The 15,959-nt window shown below is 37.2% G+C and carries 13 protein-coding genes and 5 tRNA genes; 8 read left to right on the top strand and 10 right to left on the bottom strand.

Annotated features, from left to right (window positions below; translation table 11 throughout):
* Positions 1–79 precede the first annotated feature (79 nt).
* A complete protein-coding gene (gene purA / locus KP710_RS01910) occupies positions 80–1,378 on the bottom strand; it encodes an adenylosuccinate synthase (RefSeq protein ID WP_111407284.1) in 1,299 nt (432 codons plus the stop codon).
* Positions 1,379–1,506: 128 nt separating this feature from the next.
* On the bottom strand, positions 1,507–2,859 hold the full coding sequence (gene lysC, locus KP710_RS01905; RefSeq protein ID WP_111407285.1) for a lysine-sensitive aspartokinase 3: 1,353 nt from the start codon (positions 2,857–2,859) through the stop codon (positions 1,507–1,509).
* Positions 2,860–3,203: 344 nt separating this feature from the next.
* On the opposite strand from lysC, the gene KP710_RS01900 reads away from it, so the two are divergent.
* From KP710_RS01900 to KP710_RS01885, 4 genes are all read left to right on the top strand, one after another.
* Positions 3,204–3,280, top strand: a tRNA-Met gene (locus KP710_RS01900).
* Between the two features lie 5 nt (positions 3,281–3,285).
* Positions 3,286–3,370: transfer RNA gene (locus KP710_RS01895), tRNA-Leu, on the top strand.
* Between the two features lie 28 nt (positions 3,371–3,398).
* Positions 3,399–3,473: transfer RNA gene (locus KP710_RS01890), tRNA-Gln, on the top strand.
* A 46-nt stretch (positions 3,474–3,519) separates the two neighbouring features.
* Positions 3,520–3,594: transfer RNA gene (locus KP710_RS01885), tRNA-Gln, on the top strand.
* Between the two features lie 215 nt (positions 3,595–3,809).
* Here KP710_RS01885 and fbp read toward each other — a convergent pair.
* Positions 3,810–4,814 carry a class 1 fructose-bisphosphatase gene (fbp, locus tag KP710_RS01880; RefSeq protein ID WP_048954010.1) on the bottom strand — a complete coding sequence of 335 codons (1,005 nt, stop codon included), beginning with the start codon at positions 4,812–4,814 and terminating at the stop codon, positions 3,810–3,812.
* Between the two features lie 310 nt (positions 4,815–5,124).
* On the opposite strand from fbp, the gene KP710_RS01875 reads away from it, so the two are divergent.
* Positions 5,125–6,972, top strand: a complete 1,848-nt coding sequence (locus KP710_RS01875) for a UDP-glucose:protein N-beta-glucosyltransferase (protein WP_215770869.1) — start codon at positions 5,125–5,127, stop codon at positions 6,970–6,972.
* A gap of 71 nt (positions 6,973–7,043) precedes the next feature.
* On the opposite strand, the gene pgi is transcribed toward KP710_RS01875, so the two are convergent.
* From pgi to pyk, 4 genes are all read right to left on the bottom strand, one after another.
* Positions 7,044–8,693: a glucose-6-phosphate isomerase gene (pgi, locus tag KP710_RS01870; RefSeq protein WP_215770491.1), complete on the bottom strand. Its 1,650-nt coding sequence runs from the start codon at positions 8,691–8,693 to the stop codon at positions 7,044–7,046.
* A 106-nt stretch (positions 8,694–8,799) separates the two neighbouring features.
* Positions 8,800–9,882 (bottom strand): alanine racemase, encoded by a 1,083-nt coding sequence (alr, locus tag KP710_RS01865; protein WP_111407288.1) that lies wholly within the window; start codon positions 9,880–9,882, stop codon positions 8,800–8,802.
* A 9-nt stretch (positions 9,883–9,891) separates the two neighbouring features.
* Complete coding sequence (locus KP710_RS01860; protein ID WP_258038567.1) at positions 9,892–11,307, bottom strand: replicative DNA helicase; 1,416 nt, start codon at positions 11,305–11,307, stop codon at positions 9,892–9,894.
* Between the two features lie 132 nt (positions 11,308–11,439).
* Positions 11,440–12,876: a pyruvate kinase gene (gene pyk, locus KP710_RS01855; protein ID WP_111407289.1), complete on the bottom strand. Its 1,437-nt coding sequence runs from the start codon at positions 12,874–12,876 to the stop codon at positions 11,440–11,442.
* A 229-nt stretch (positions 12,877–13,105) separates the two neighbouring features.
* Between pyk and KP710_RS01850 the strand changes: the two genes are divergently transcribed.
* Positions 13,106–13,182 (top strand) — tRNA-Val (locus tag KP710_RS01850).
* 134 nt (positions 13,183–13,316) lie between these two features.
* Here KP710_RS01850 and KP710_RS01845 read toward each other — a convergent pair.
* Positions 13,317–13,721 carry a Z-ring associated ZapG family protein gene (locus KP710_RS01845; protein ID WP_111407290.1) on the bottom strand — a complete coding sequence of 135 codons (405 nt, stop codon included), beginning with the start codon at positions 13,719–13,721 and terminating at the stop codon, positions 13,317–13,319.
* 29 nt (positions 13,722–13,750) lie between these two features.
* A complete protein-coding gene (locus tag KP710_RS01840; RefSeq protein WP_111407291.1) occupies positions 13,751–14,101 on the bottom strand; it encodes a RidA family protein in 351 nt (116 codons plus the stop codon).
* A 111-nt stretch (positions 14,102–14,212) separates the two neighbouring features.
* On the opposite strand from KP710_RS01840, the gene KP710_RS01835 reads away from it, so the two are divergent.
* The gene (locus KP710_RS01835) at positions 14,213–14,929 is read left to right on the top strand and encodes a YwiC-like family protein (protein ID WP_111407292.1); all 717 of its coding nucleotides are present in this window, start codon (positions 14,213–14,215) and stop codon (positions 14,927–14,929) included.
* Positions 14,930–15,472 (top strand): tetratricopeptide repeat protein, encoded by a 543-nt coding sequence (locus KP710_RS01830; RefSeq protein ID WP_165818718.1) that lies wholly within the window; start codon positions 14,930–14,932, stop codon positions 15,470–15,472. It begins immediately after the preceding gene.
* A gap of 13 nt (positions 15,473–15,485) precedes the next feature.
* On the opposite strand, the gene KP710_RS01825 is transcribed toward KP710_RS01830, so the two are convergent.
* On the bottom strand, positions 15,486–15,893 hold the full coding sequence (locus KP710_RS01825; protein ID WP_005633867.1) for a Cd(II)/Pb(II)-responsive transcriptional regulator: 408 nt from the start codon (positions 15,891–15,893) through the stop codon (positions 15,486–15,488).
* Positions 15,894–15,959 lie beyond the last annotated feature (66 nt).

Raw genomic sequence — 15,959 nt, 5'->3', positions numbered from 1 at the left:
ATTTTTTACATAAGAGTATTTATATTTAATAAAATAATAAAGGCGAATGTAAATAAAGTATTTACATTCGCCATTTTCATTATTTTGCAAATGGATCACGTAAAATCATGGTTTCTACACGATCAGGACCTGTTGAAAGAATATCAATTGGTACCCCAGTTACTTCTTCAATACGTTTAATATAATTAATACAGTTTTGTGGTAATTTATTTACATCTGTGACGCGGAAAGTATTTTCTTTCCAACCAGGTAATGTTTCATAAATTGGTTCTACACCTTCCCAATCTTTCGCTGCTAATGGTGCATATTCAACGATTTCACCATTTGGCATTTTGTATGCAACACAGATTTTTACTTCATCAAAACCATCTAATACGTCCAGTTTGGTCATGCAGAAGCCAGAAATAGAGTTAAGTTGGATTGCTCGGCGAATGGCGACGGCATCGAACCAACCACAACGACGTGGACGGCCTGTTACCGCACCAAATTCGTTACCTTTACGCGCAATTTCAGCACCCACATCATCAAATAATTCTGTTGTGAATGGGCCGCCACCTACACGAGTACAGTAAGCTTTGATGATTCCAAGTACATAGTCTAAGTTACGCGGGCCAAAACCAGAGCCTGTTGCAACACCACCAGCCGTTGTGTTTGAGCTGGTTACATACGGATAAGTACCATGGTCGATATCCAACATGGTACCTTGCGCACCTTCAAATAAAATGTGCTCACCATTTTTGCGTGCTGTATCAAGAATTGTAGTGATGTCTGCCACCATACCAGTGATTACATCGGCAATTGCCATTACATCATCTAAGGTTTTTTGATAATTGACAGGTTCAACCTTGTAGTAGTTCACCAATTGGAAATTATAGTATTCAAGGATATTTTTGAGTTTTTCGGCAAAGGCTTCTTTATCAAATAAATCGCCTACGCGTAAGCCACGACGAGCCACTTTATCTTCATAAGCAGGTCCAATACCACGACCAGTCGTACCGATAGCTTTTTTGCCGAGTGCTGCTTCACGGGCGTGATCCATAGCCACATGATAAGGTAAGATTAAAGGACAAGCTTCAGAAATTAACAAACGTTCACGAACTTTAATACCACGGCTTTCAAGTTCGCCCATTTCTTTCATTAATGCTTCAGGTGAAACCACAACGCCATTACCAATTAAGCAAGTTACGTTTGGATGTAACATACCAGATGGAATTAAACGTAATACTGTTTTCTCTCCATTGATGATAAGTGTATGGCCTGCGTTGTGACCGCCTTGGTAACGAACTACGTATTTTACGCGATCCGTTAGAAGATCGACGATTTTCCCTTTACCTTCATCGCCCCATTGAGCGCCTAAGATAACAACACTTTTTCCCATAATTTCCGCCTTTTATTCGGTTAAATTAGTCAAATGAACAGCCGTTTACTTTACTCTTTTTCGGCTTTAATCTCAATTATATAAAAGAAAAAGTGCGGTGATTTTTCACCGCACTTTGGGGTTAGACTTTATTCAAATAAGGATTTGTGTAATGAACGAACGACTTCGTCAGCATGTTCACTTTGCACGAGCATACAAATATTGTTGGTGCTTGCACCATAGCTAATCATTCTTACATTATAAGGCTCAAGAGTATCAAAAATTCCTTTTGCTACACCTGTTGCAGTATGTAAATTATTGCCGATTAATGCAACTAATGATAATCCAGTATCGACTTTCACTGAACAATATTGACGAAGTTCATCTAACAATTCGGTTGAAAGTAATTCTGCCCCTGAAGATGCGGAGCCTGTTTTATCCAATGTCAATGCAACGCTCACTTCTGATGTGGTGATAGTATCCACAGAAATTTTGTGTTTAGCCAAAATGTTAAATACATTCGCTAAGAAACCTTGTGCATGCAGCATACTTAAGCTGGAAAGCGTAAGTAAGGTTTGATCTCGGCGTAGCGCAATTGCACGGAAAGTTGGACGTGGTTGAGGATCGCGAGTGACCCAAGTTCCGCCCGCTTCAGGGGCTTTGCTTGAACCTACATAAACGGGGATATTGCTGCGTACTGCAGGGAGTAATGTGGCTGGATGTAGCACTTTTGCGCCAAAGGTTGCCATTTCAGCTGCTTCAGCAAAGCTCATTGTGTCGATACGTTGTGCAGCTGGAACAATGCGTGGATCGGTTGTGTAAATACCAGCAACATCAGTCCAAATTAAAACGTCTTTTGCATTTAATACTTCGGCTAACAAGGCAGCAGAGTAGTCGCTACCGCCACGGCCTAATGTGGTTGTTTTACCGCTTGGTTCACGTCCGATAAAACCTTGGGTGATGACTAATTCGCCGCGGTCTATTAATGGTTTTAAAATGCTATCACTGTTTGATTGAGTTTGTTCATCATTTGGTGCAGCTTTACCAAAATGGTTATTGGTTGCAACAATCGTACGGACATCAACCCAAGTGCCCGATGCGTTTTGTTCACGTAAAATCTCAATAAAGATTTGAGTTGACATCATTTCTCCGTGACTGATGAGTTCATCAGTTAATGCGGGAGAGGTTGCAAGGCTAGCTGCTTCGGAAAGTGCGGTAATATTTTCAAGATATTTTTCAATAATCGGACGAACTCGGCTGTCGTCTTTTAATTCATTCAAAATATTCTCTTGAATTTGACGGATTTCACCAATTAATTTTTCACGTTCTGTCGCTTCTACACCATTTGCTAAAGCGACTAATAAATTCGTCATGCCAGCTGATGCAGAAAGCACGACTACGCGTGTATTTGGATCAGTGATGACAATTTTGGCGCAAGCTGTCATTGCGGCGTGGTTGGCTACAGATGTTCCGCCAAATTTGGCGACTGAGAGATGGGACATAAGATGCTCCTGAGATGTTGTGATTTTTTAGAATAGTTGGTATAGAAATAACGATTTAGGCATTTTTTGTCAAATAGATTTTATTGACAAATGAAAAAATGCCATTTTTTTAATCATAATATAAATAAAATTTATATATGAATGTGAAAAATAAAAAATTGGAGACACAGAATAGGAATGCTTACAATGCAAACTGCAAACGTGTAAAAAACAAGTAAAGTGTTTTTTTAATAATCAAATAAACATATAAACACAAATTTTTTCAAAAAAGTATTTGACGAGGTCTCTTAAAATCAGCATAATACGCCCCGCAAAGCCGATATGGTTAGGCAAATTAAGGTAATGGCTACATAGCTCAGTTGGTTAGAGCACAACACTCATAATGTTGGGGTCGCAAGTTCGAATCTCGCTGTAGCCACCAGATTTGCGGGACTGGCGAAATTGGTAGACGCACCAGATTTAGGTTCTGGCGCCGAGAGGTGTGTGGGTTCAAGTCCCTCGTCCCGCACCATTTATCGCTTTGTAAGTCAAATAGTAGTTGGGGTATCGCCAAGCGGTAAGGCACCGGGTTTTGATCTCGGCATCCCTAGGTTCGAATCCTAGTACCCCAGCCATGCTATCAAATAAATCTTCTTTATATCTAATCAACGATTTCTCTGTTGGGGTATCGCCAAGCGGTAAGGCACCGGGTTTTGATCTCGGCATCCCTAGGTTCGAATCCTAGTACCCCAGCCATATTTCCTGTATTATTACTATTTGATATTGTTTACTAAGCTAAACAAATAATTTATTTTTAGAAATTTAGTAAGTAAGATAGTTATAAAATAGATTATATTGTTATCTAGATCAGTTGTATTCAAGCTCATCTGATGTTGAAAATAATATGGGAGGATGTCCTCCCCCCATTTATATTAAGATTAAGAAATAAAAAGGATTTGATGAAAGATCTCTTAATTTTCTTTAAATTCTTCCATCATTTCTTGCGCTTTTTTCACCATTTTCTCTGAACCGACAAATAATGGGATTCGTTCATGAAGTGCAGTTGGTTTTATATCTAAAATTCTACGATAACCATCACTCGCAATTCCTCCTGCTTGTTCGGCTAAGAAGGCTATAGGATTACCTTCATAAAGTAGGCGTAACTTACCATTCGGGTAATTAGTTGCACTTGGGTAAATATAAATTCCACCTTTAAGTAAGTTGCGATGGAAATCAGCAACAAGCGATCCAATGTAGCGAGATGCATAAGGACGGTTAGTGGTTCTGTCTTCTTCTTGACAATATTTGATATATTTTTTTACACCTTGAGGAAATTTTAAATATTGTCCCTCATTAATAGAATAAATACGTCCATCTTTTGGCATTTGCATATTTTCGTGAGAAAGACAAAATGTGCCGATTGATGGATCATAGGTAAAGCCGTTAACTCCGTTACCAGTGGTATATACTAACATTGTTGATGAACCATAAACAATATAACCAGCAGCAACTTGTTTATTTCCAGGTTGCAAGAAATCTTCTAATGTTACTGGTGTACCAATTGGTGAAACTCTACGATAAATAGAGAAAATTGTTCCGACAGATACATTTACATCAATATTAGATGAACCATCAAGAGGATCTGTTAATATAATATATTTTGCATTGCGACCACGTTCTGTATCGAAAGCGATAAAGCTTTCTTCTTCCTCTGATGCAAATCCCGCGACTTCTTCTCGTGCCATTAAGGCTGCTCTCATTGTATTGTGTGCAAATAAATCTAGCTTCATTTGGCTTTCACCTTGCACATTTTCTATACCTGATTGTCCAAGGATATTAGTTAGGCCCGCTTTATTGATATCACGATGGATAATTTTAGCAAGTAATCGTATTGACGATAAAATTCCACTTAACTCCCCTTTTGCATTAGGGTATTCAGCTTGCCGTTCTACAATAAATTCACTTAATGTTTTCATAATTTTCCTTTAGTCTTTAATTATGACTTAATTATAGAAAACTAGTGAAAATAATGCTAATGAAAGAGTGTAAAAATGTGATCAAGATCACATATTAGTAACATTTAATCAAACAGGCTATAATGGTCAATCAATCATTATAGATATATTTAATCTACAATTAGTCAATTTTTCAATAATAAAATTTATTACTATAATGGGTACTGTATTTTTATAGTCTATGAATTTTTATTTATTTCATCTTAAGATTTCAATAGAATGGTAAAAATATAACGAGAACATAATATTGATTAATGTAAGAAGGATATATATGTCAGAAGAAATTCTACCTAGTGTTAATCGTTTAGAACAAGAAATCTCAGCTAAAAATTATGAACTAGCTTGTTTAGAACTTATAAAAATTTTAACTAAACTTGATTGTAATTTTGGTGGAATTGAAGGAATACAATTCGATTATCCAAAACAGCTTTCTGATTTATCGGAAAAACATTTGACGTATTTTTGTACACGCGTTGCAAATGCAGTAACTAATTTATTTATAGATCCTGATTTACATATTTCAGAAAGTGGAGCACTGCGTTTTATTACTTTACAACGTTGGTTGACAATGATTTTTTCAACCTCCCCTTATGTTAATGCAGATCATATTTTAAGAACTTATAATATTAATCCTGATCCTAAAGGTGATATGTGTTTAAAGACTGATTTTTCGTCATTCGCAAAATTCTGTATTTTATATTTGCCAGAATCAAATATTAATGTAGATTTAAATGCACTCTGGGAAATTAACAAAGCGCTTTGTGCTTCACTTTGTTTTGCATTGCAATCACCTCGTTTTATTGGAACAAGTACGGCATTTAATAAGAGAGCTGCTATTTTACAGTGGTTTCCTGAAAAATTAGCAGAGTTTGAGAATTTAGATGAATTACCTTCAGGTATTTTTCATGATGTTTATATGCATTGTAGTTATGATTTTGCAAGTAATAAACACTATGTAAAGCGAGCTTTAAATAAAGTAATTCGGGGGCATTTATTAGCTCTGGGGTGGGAAGATCGTAAGATAATTTCTTTGGGGCGTTATAATGATAAGCCAGTAATGATTGTATTACTAGAGCATTTTAATTCAGCTCATTCAATTTATCGTACTCATTCAACTTCAATGATTGCCGCTCGTGAACGATTTTATTTAATTGGCATCGGGAGAAAAGAGGTTGATAAAGCTGGGCGTGATGTATTTGATGAGTTTTTTCAACTTGAAGGGAATAGTATTCTAAAGAATCTTGAGTTTATTCGTAGAACATGTGAAGAATATGGTGCGGCAGTATTTTATATGCCAAGTATTGGGATGGATTTAATCACCATTTTTGCAAGTAATACGCGTCTTGCTCCAATTCAAGCGATTGCGCTAGGGCATCCTGCAACTACATATTCTGATTTTATTGAATATGTAGTTGTAGAGGATGATTATGTGGGCTCGGAAGATTGTTTTAGTGAAACCTTAATACGTTTACCAAAAGATTCATTACCTTATGTACCATCAGCATTAGCGCCAGAAAAAGTAGACTATTTACTTAGAGAAGATCCAGAGATTGTCAATATTGGTATTGCTGCAACGACAATGAAAATGAACCCTAAATTTCTTGAGACTCTACGAGAGATTCGGGATAGAGCTAAAGTAAAAATACATTTTCACTTTGCTTTAGGTCAATCTTTAGGTATCACCCATCCCTATGTTAAGTGGTTTATTGAGAGCTATTTAGGGGATAGCGCAACAGCTTATGCTCATGCGCCTTATCATCAATATCTCAATATTTTAGGTCAATGCGATATGATGTTAAATCCATTTCCATTTGGCAATACCAATGGCATCATTGATATGGTTACTTTGGGCTTAGTAGGCGTTTGTAAAACTGGTATAGAAGTACATGAGCATATTGATGAAGGTTTATTTAAACGTTTAGGTTTACCTGAATGGCTTATAGCTAAAACTATAGATGAATACATTGATTGTGCTGTTAGTCTTGCAGAAAATCATAGAGAACGACTTAAATTACGTCAACACATTATCGAAAATAATAGATTGAATACACTTTTTATAGGCGATCCAAGTCCTCTGGGGAGAGTACTATTAGAGAGAGTAAATGAATTAAAATTGTAATTATTAATCTGCACTTTAAAAATCTGATTATCTATCAGTAATTAGAGTGCAGATTATTTATATATTAAAAACTAACGCCATGATTTAAATTGATTAATTAACCCATTGGTTGAACTGTCATGACTTGATACTTTTTCAGAATCTGTTAATTCAGGAAGAATTCTGTTTGCAAGTTGTTTGCCTAGTTCTACACCCCATTGATCGAAGCTAAAGATATTAAAAATCACACCTTGTACGAAGATTTTATGTTCATACATAGCAATTAATGCCCCCAAGGTAAATGGCGTGATTTTTTGAACAAGAATTGAATTAGTTGGCTTATTACCCGTAAATACTTTAAATGGAACAATATTTTTTACATCATCTAAAGATTTACCTGCTTTTACAAATTCAGCCTCGACTTCCTCTTTTGTTTTTCCGAACGCTAATGCTTCTGTTTGTGCGAAGAAGTTAGAAAGCAATTTATTATGATGATCTGCCAATGGGTTATGGCTTTGGGCTGGCGCAATAAAATCACAAGGAATTAAAGTGGTGCCTTGGTGAATTAATTGATAGAACGCATGTTGTCCGTTTGTACCTGGTTCTCCCCAAATAATCGGGCCAGTTTGGTAATAATTAATGACATTGCCATCACGATCCACATATTTACCATTTGATTCCATATTACCTTGTTGGAAGTAGGCAGCAAAGCGATGTAAATATTGATCATAAGGTAAGATCGCTTCTGTTTGTGCACCAAGGAAATTAGTATTCCATAATCCAACTAATGCTAAAGTGGTTGGAATATTTTTTTCAATTGGAGTAGAGCGGAAATGTTTATCCATTTCATGCGCGCCATTCAATAACTCTTCAAAGTTTTCAAAGCCAATTGATAGTGCAATTGAAAGACCAATAGCTGACCATAAAGAGTAACGACCGCCAACCCAATCCCAAAATTCAAACATGTTATTGGTATCAATACCAAATTTTTCTACATCTTTAGCATTGGTTGATAATGCTGCAAAATGTTTTGCAACCGCACTTTCATCTTTCGCTGCTTTCAGTAACCAATCACGTGCACTTTGCGCATTTGTCATGGTTTCTTGAGTGGTAAAAGTTTTCGATGCCACTAAGAAAAGCGTTGTTTCTGGATTGACTTTTTTAAAGGTCTCTGCAATGTGTGTGCCATCGACATTTGAAACAAAGTGCATATTTAGGTGATTTTTATATGGGCGAAGCGCTTCGGTTACCATATAAGGGCCTAAGTCAGAGCCACCAATACCAATATTCACTACATCAGTAATCGCTTTGCCTGTATAGCCTTTCCATTCGCCAGAAATAATACGCTGACAGAAATCTTTCATTTTAGCTAACACTGCATTGACTTCAGGCATAACATCTTTACCATCAACAAGCACTGGAGTATTAGCGCGATTGCGAAGTGCGGTATGTAGTACAGCCCGATTTTCAGTACGATTGATTTTTTCACCAGTAAACATGGCTTCTTTTGCGCTATCAAGAGAGCATTCTTGAGCAAGTTGGCGAAGATGTGAAAGGGTAGTTTGATTGATGTTGTTTTTGGAAAAATCTACAAGAATTTGGCTATTGAATGTTAAAGAATAATCGTCAAAACGATTTTTTTCTTGTTTAAATAAATCTTGGATGGTGATGTTTGACAATTCAGCTTTATGTGTTTCGAGAGATTTCCACGCATGGGTGTGAGTCGGGTTAATGTTTTTCATGGTATTTCCTTTCATTAAAAATAATCAAAATTTTAACCGCACTTTCTAGAATTTCTATTAGAGAGGGACTGAATCCCTCTTTTCAGAAAATGCAGTGATTAACAGATTAATCAACATATTCAGTTATAACACGCGGTGTTAATTTTGTAATTAGCTCATAGCTTAAAATTCCTGTGAATTTAGCTACGGTTTCAATAGGTAATTCCTTACCCCATAGAATGACTTCATCACCTACTTGATCTTGGCTATCAGGTCCTAAATCAACGGTTAACATATCCATTGAAACCCTTCCAACGATTGGCACGATACGACCATTCAAATAAACAGGCGTGCCTTCAGGAACATCTCGAGGATATCCATCGCCATAACCAATAGCCACAACGCCGATTTTTGTATCATGTGAACTAGTCCAAATGCCACCGTATCCAACTGGCTCACCTTGTTTATGGTTGCGAACAGCAATCAATGATGAAGTTAAATTCATCACTGGCGTTAAACCAAATTCAGCACCGACGGTATCAGTTGGTGAAATGCCATACATAATAATACCTGGGCGGATACATTCCAGATGAGATTCAGGCCAGAAAAGAATGCCTCCTGACGCTGCAATAGTACGTTCACCTTGTTTATCTTTTGTGGCGGATAAAAAGCGGTTGATTTGAAGTTGGGTATAATTGGATTCTAATTCATCAGCGCGACTAAAATGGCTGACAAAGCCTAAGTGCGGTTGAATATATGGAAGTTTTTTAAGTTCATTATAGAAAAAATCCACTTCATCTAATGCCACACCTAAACGATGCATGCCTGTGTCTATTTTTAACCAAACTTTAATTGGGCTTGGTAAATTTGCACGTTTTAGTGCTTCCAATTGTTCACGATTATGTACGATAGTTTCGATATTATTGACCGCTAAGACGGGCAAATCCTGTTCATTGAAAAAGCCTTCAAGCAATAAAATCGGTTTAGTAATGCCGTTGGAACGTAATGCCAAAGCCTCTTCTAAACGAGCCACGCCAAAGCAATCAACATTTTGTTCTAAAGTTGATGCAACAAACACAACACCGTGACCATAGGCGTTTGCTTTAACCACAGCAATAATTTTGCTATTTGGTGCTTTTTGTTTAATGATTTCTAAATTCTGTTTTAAGGCGTGCGAGCTAATTTTCGCTGTCGCCGGTTTTACATTCATTGTTATTCCTTAATAATCATCATGATATTCACGTTGTTCGGCGAGATTGTCGAAGCGTGAGAATTGTCCATTAAATTTTAATCGCACTCGACCAATCGGGCCGTTACGCTGTTTACCGATAATAATTTCTGCAATCCCTTTATCTTCCGAGTTATCGTTATAGACTTCATCTCGGTAAATAAACATAATCAAGTCTGCATCTTGTTCAATGGAGCCTGATTCACGTAAATCTGAGTTTACAGGGCGTTTGTCTGCACGTTGTTCTAAAGTACGATTTAACTGAGAAAGGGCGACCACAGGCACTTGTAATTCTTTAGCGAGCGCTTTGAGGGAACGAGAAATTTCCGCTATTTCTAGTGTTCGGTTATCTGAAAATGCTGGTGCGCGCATTAATTGCAAATAATCCACCATAATCATACTTAATCCACCATTTTCACGATAAACTCGGCGTGCACGGGAACGAACATCAGTAGGCGTTAGGCCTGAAGAGTCATCGATATAAAGATTATTTTTTTGCTTGAACATCCCAACTACGCTGGCAATTTTGTTCCACTCGATTTCATCTAAATTTTGACCTGTTCGAATTTTAGTTTGATCAACACGAGCAAGCGATGCGATCATACGCATCATAATTTGTTCTGCTGGCATTTCTAAACTAAATACTAAAACGGGTTTTTCACTTGCCATTGCGGCATTTTCGCAAAGGTTCATGGCGAAAGTGGTTTTACCCATTGACGGACGTGCCGCAACGATAATTAAGTCAGAAGGCTGTAAACCTGCCGTTTTTTTATCAAGATCAGTGAAACCGGTCGTAATGCCCGTTACGCCAGAATGATTTTCAAGTTTGCTCAAAATATCGATTTTTTCAATAGTACTTTCCAGCACATTGATCACATTTTGTGGGCCTTCGCTAGAAGTCGTCCGCTTTTCTGCAATCGCAAACACTTCACGCTCAGCCTCATCAAGAATTAACTTGATGTCTTGCCCTTTGGGTGAATAACTATTTTCAGCAATACGATTTCCTACCGAAATAAGTTCTCGTAATATGGCTTTTTCTCTCACAATATCCGCATAAGCCAAGATATTAATCGCATTCGGCGTATTATTGGAAAGCTCTGCTAGATAGGCAAATCCACCCACTTCATCGCTTACGCCACGGCTTCTTAAGGCTTGATCTAGCGTAATTAAATCAATAGGTGATTGATTACGCATGAGATGTTCCATTTCTGTAAAAATTAGACGATGCTGAAAAGTATAAAAATCGTCGGCAATCACACGTTCAGCAATACCATCCCAATGTTGATTGCTCAGCATGATGCCACCCAACACGGCTTGTTCAGCCTCAAGTGAGTGTGGTGGAATACTTATTTGTGCCGTTTTTTTGTCAGAAGATTTGATTTGAGGTTGTGATGCCATAGGACTTATTTCGATACTAGAATATCACCTATGATACCGCAAATATCTATTGGATTTAAGTGAAAAGTGCGGCAGAAAAAGGAAATAAAAAACGGTGGAAAAATCCACCGCTCTTTCATTTTAACGTATCTAGATTGTTGATTATTCAACAATTAATGTACGACATACGTTGGTTTGTGTCGCACCTTGACCACCGTGAGTAACAAGCACTAAATCACCAGTAGATAAGTAACCTTTTTCTTTTAATGATTGAAGTGCTACTTTTGCACTGGTTTCTGTGCGGCTATCTTCACCATGGTAAACTGGAGTTACGCCACGGTACAGTGCACAAAGGTTTAAAGTTTCTTGATTACGAGATAAAGCAAAGATCGGTAAGCCAGAGCTAATGCGTGACATTAATAATGGAGTACGGCCTGTGCTAGTTAAAGTGACAATTGCTGCAACACCTTTCATGTGGTTTGCTGCATACATTGCAGACATTGCAACAGATTCTTCAATGGTTTCAAACTCTTTATCCATACGGTGACGAGAAACGTTAATGCTTGGCATTTTTTCTGCACCTAAACATACGCCAGCCATTGCGGTTACTGTTTCAGAGGGATATTGACCAGCTGCTGTTTCTGCAGAAAGCATAACCGCATCAGTACCATCTAATACTGCGTTTGCAACATCCATCACTTCAGCACGAGTTGGCATTGGGTTGCTAATCATTGATTCCATCATTTGAGTCGCTGTAATTACCGCACGATTTAATTGACGTGAACGACGGATTAATTTTTTCTGTACGCCGACTAATTCAGGATCACCGATTTCTACACCTAAGTCACCACGAGCAACCATGATAACATCAGATGCTAAAATAATATCGTCCATCGCTTCATCAGTAGCCACTGTTTCTGCACGTTCAACTTTAGCAACGATTTTTGCATTTAAACCAGCTTGTTGGGCAAGTTCACGCGCATAATTTAGGTCAGCGCTTGAACGAGGGAAAGAAACAGCTAAGAAATCAACGCCAATACGTGCAGCGGTGATAATGTCTGCTTTATCTTTTTCTGTTAAGGCATCTGCAGATAAACCGCCGCCTAATTTGTTGATACCTTTATTATTTGATAATGGACCACCAACAGTAACTTCAGTAAAAACTTTCGCCCCATCAGTTGATAATACTTTTAATTGAACACGGCCATCATCTAATAAAAGAATGTCGCCAGGAACAACATCTTGCGGAAGGGTTTTATAGTCTAGACCAACAGATTCTTGTGTGCCTTCACCTTTTGGTAACTCTGCATCAAGAATGAATTTGTCACCAATGTTTAAGAAAATTTTACCATCTTTAAAGGTAGAAACACGAATTTTAGGACCTTGTAAATCACCTAAGATTGCCACAGTTTTACCTAATTTTTTCGCAATAGAACGTACACGTTCAGCACGTTCAATATGGTCATCAGGTGTACCGTGAGAGAAGTTCATACGAACTACGTTTGCGCCCGCTGCGATAATTTTTTCAAGATTGTTATCACGGTCAGTTGATGGGCCCATAGTACATACAATCTTCGTTCTTCTTAGTCTTCTAGACATTATTTACTCCGTCAATAATTACAAAATTTTAAAAATACTATTTTTACTTGGCTATATATTAGCCAGATGAAAAATCGGTGCGCATTATACGCTTAAAAATTGGGGAAATCAAAAACGGCCCAGTTATTTAAGGCAATACTGTTTACTTTTTTGCCAGTTATCTCGGGTTTTAAGAAAAATACTTGTTTTCAGATTAAAAATATTTATAATTCCTAGCACTTTATGCAGTGCGACTATAGCTCAGTTGGTTAGAGCACCACCTTGACATGGTGGGGGTCACTGGTTCGAGTCCAGCTAGTCGCACCATCTAACCTTTTCATAACCCCGCGAAACTAATCGCGGGGTTTTGTTTTATCTAGGTTTTATGAGTGGTATAAGAGAACAATAAATTGTTCCTATATCAAAACGGCTAAAAACATTTCCATTTTTAGCCGCACTTTTTAATTTTCTTCTTTATTTTCTTTAAATAAGCCTGATGCGCCCTCAGAATAATCTCTTGGCTGTTCATTTTGAGATTTATCTGTTGCAGTAATCAACTGTTGGGTGAATAAACCTTTTTGATCTTTTTCGCCCAGTAAATTATTGGAGGAGGTTGCGTAGTGGCGATAAAGTTTTTGATAATCGTTAATTAAGGTTTTGAATAACTCAGCACTTTCTGCGAAATGTTTTTCGATTTGCGCTTTTTGTGTATCAAGTTGGTTTTTGACTGTTTTTAATTCAGCTTCTGTTTTAGCTTGATGCTTTACGGAGCCTTTGGTTAAACGCACAGCAATGTAACCAATAAATAATCCAACAATAAAAGCGATACCAATTGCTACCCAAATTTCATTTGTCCAATTTTCCATAATATTTTCCTGTTTATTTGGCTTAAAAACTAACAAGTTGCAATAATAACAATTTCAACTTTCCAACGAGGATCCGCTAATTTAGCTTCGACTGTTGCTCGACTTGGTGGGCTAACATGATCGACCCATTCATCCCAAGCTTGATTTAATTGAGCATAATCTTTCATGTCTGCCAAAAAAATTTGCGCGGTTAAAATATTGCTTTTATTGGATCCAATTTCTGCTAACAATTTATCAATTAAACCTAATACTTCTTTGGTTTGTTCGTAGGCATTTTGCTCGATGGTTAATTCTGGAACTTGACCTGCAAAATAGGCGAGGTTGTTATGAATTGAAACTTCACTTAAACGTGTACTGGGTAAAATACGTTGAATTGTCATAGGGTTCTCCTTTGGGGTATTTTCTTCCATTCTAAATAGCGTTTACCACTTTGTAAAATCCTCTTTACTAGGCTAGAATACCCGATAATTATTCTCAATTATTTAATCATCATGAAACTGCTTATCTCTAATCAGCATGGCGCTATTGTTATGGCGTTGGTGCCTTTTATTTACGGCATGTTACTCGCTAATCCAGTATGGGCGCACGTATTTTTATTATTAGGATGGTTTTCACTTTATTTGATGACTTATCCTTTTTTGAATTTATTTAAAGGTAAAAATCTTGAGTTATACAAAAAATGGTCTGTGATTTATTTTGCTGCTGCCGTGATTTTTGCGATTCCCGCGTTAATTTGTAATTGGCAAGTACTGTATTTTATGTTTGCCATGCTGCCGTTTGTCGCGGTAAACATTTATTTTACCAAGAAAAAAGATGAGCGTAACTTATGGAATGACTTGGCGGGTATCTTAATTTTTGCGCTGGCTGGAATGGGATCGTATTATTTTTCTGACCGCACTTTTGATGAAAAAATACTTTGGGTGGCGATTTATCCAACATTATTTTTTATTGGAACAACGCTTTATGTGAAATCTATGATGCGTGAGCGAAAAAATCCACGTTATTTTTGGGCGTCAGTGATTTTTCACTTATTATGTGTGCTGATTTTTGTGATTTCGCAACAATTTATTTTAGCCTTGGCTTTTGTTCCTGGATTAGTGCGAGCGGTTTATCTGCCAACTAAAAAGCTTTCTGTTATGCAAGTTGGACTAACCGAATTTGCGATTACTGCCGTGTTTTTTATTTTACTTTTAATAGCAACCTTATAAATGAAACTGAAGTTATTTTTTCATATAGTATTACTTTCTTTTAGTTTGCCTATTTGGGCAATGAAAACTGTTGATGTTACAGCGAGTTCGAAAATGGATGATCAATCAAGAATGAATTTGGCACAAGAGTTTGCTAATAAACAGCAATGGATCTCAGTTTTCGATATCATGTATCCGATGGCGTTAGAAGGAAATATCACCGCTCAAAGCAATCTAGGTATGTTATATAACCTTGGGCGTGGCACGGTGAGAGACTACGAAAAGGCTTATTGGTGGTTTAGCGAAGCAGCAGAGAAGGGCAGCGTGAAAGGGCTAAATAACCTTGGCGTTATGTATCTACGAGGTGATTACGTCAAACAAAATACAGAGCAAGCCATTAAGCTTTTTGAGCGTACAGCTCGAGCTAAAGATACGGATGCGATGATGATGTTAAGTAATATTTATCGCTCGAAAAACCAACCTGAAAAATCATTGGAATGGCTGAAGAAAGCCGCTGAATTAGGCAATAAGGAAGCAAAACAGCGTTTATCTAGTCAGCCATAATCTAAAAGTGCGGTTATTTTAACCGCACAAATTTCACGCCACTATGTTGCAATAGCAATTTCATTGGATCTTCATCGTTCGACACCGTTTTCTCACGTAATTCAATTAATTTCATCCGCAAATGGGCAAGTTCATGAATTCGTGTGGCCACCTCTTTAATGTGTTTATCTAATACGCGATTTATTTCCTCTGCTTGTTGTTTTGAGGCATTTTCTAAATTGAGTAGGCTTTTTATTTCACTTAATGAAATATCTAAATTTCGGCAGTTACAAATAAATGATAAACGTTGCAAGTGTTCTTCGTTATATTGCCGAAAATTGCCTGAAGTGCGTTTTGGGGGGGGGATTAAACCTTGTTGTTCATAATAACGGATGGTTTCTACGGTACAGCCTAGCGCTTTAGCAAGTGCTCCAATTTTCATTAATTCCCTTAAAAAATAACTTGACTCTAAAGTTACTTCATATTTTATCATGCGTTCAGATTTTCT

The sequence above is a fragment of the Haemophilus sp. SZY H35 genome (assembly GCF_018829705.1).
Lineage (GTDB): Bacteria > Pseudomonadota > Gammaproteobacteria > Enterobacterales > Pasteurellaceae > Haemophilus > Haemophilus haemolyticus_K.
Note: the sequence above shows the minus strand (reverse complement) of the source record. Positions and strands in the feature narration are given on the sequence as shown.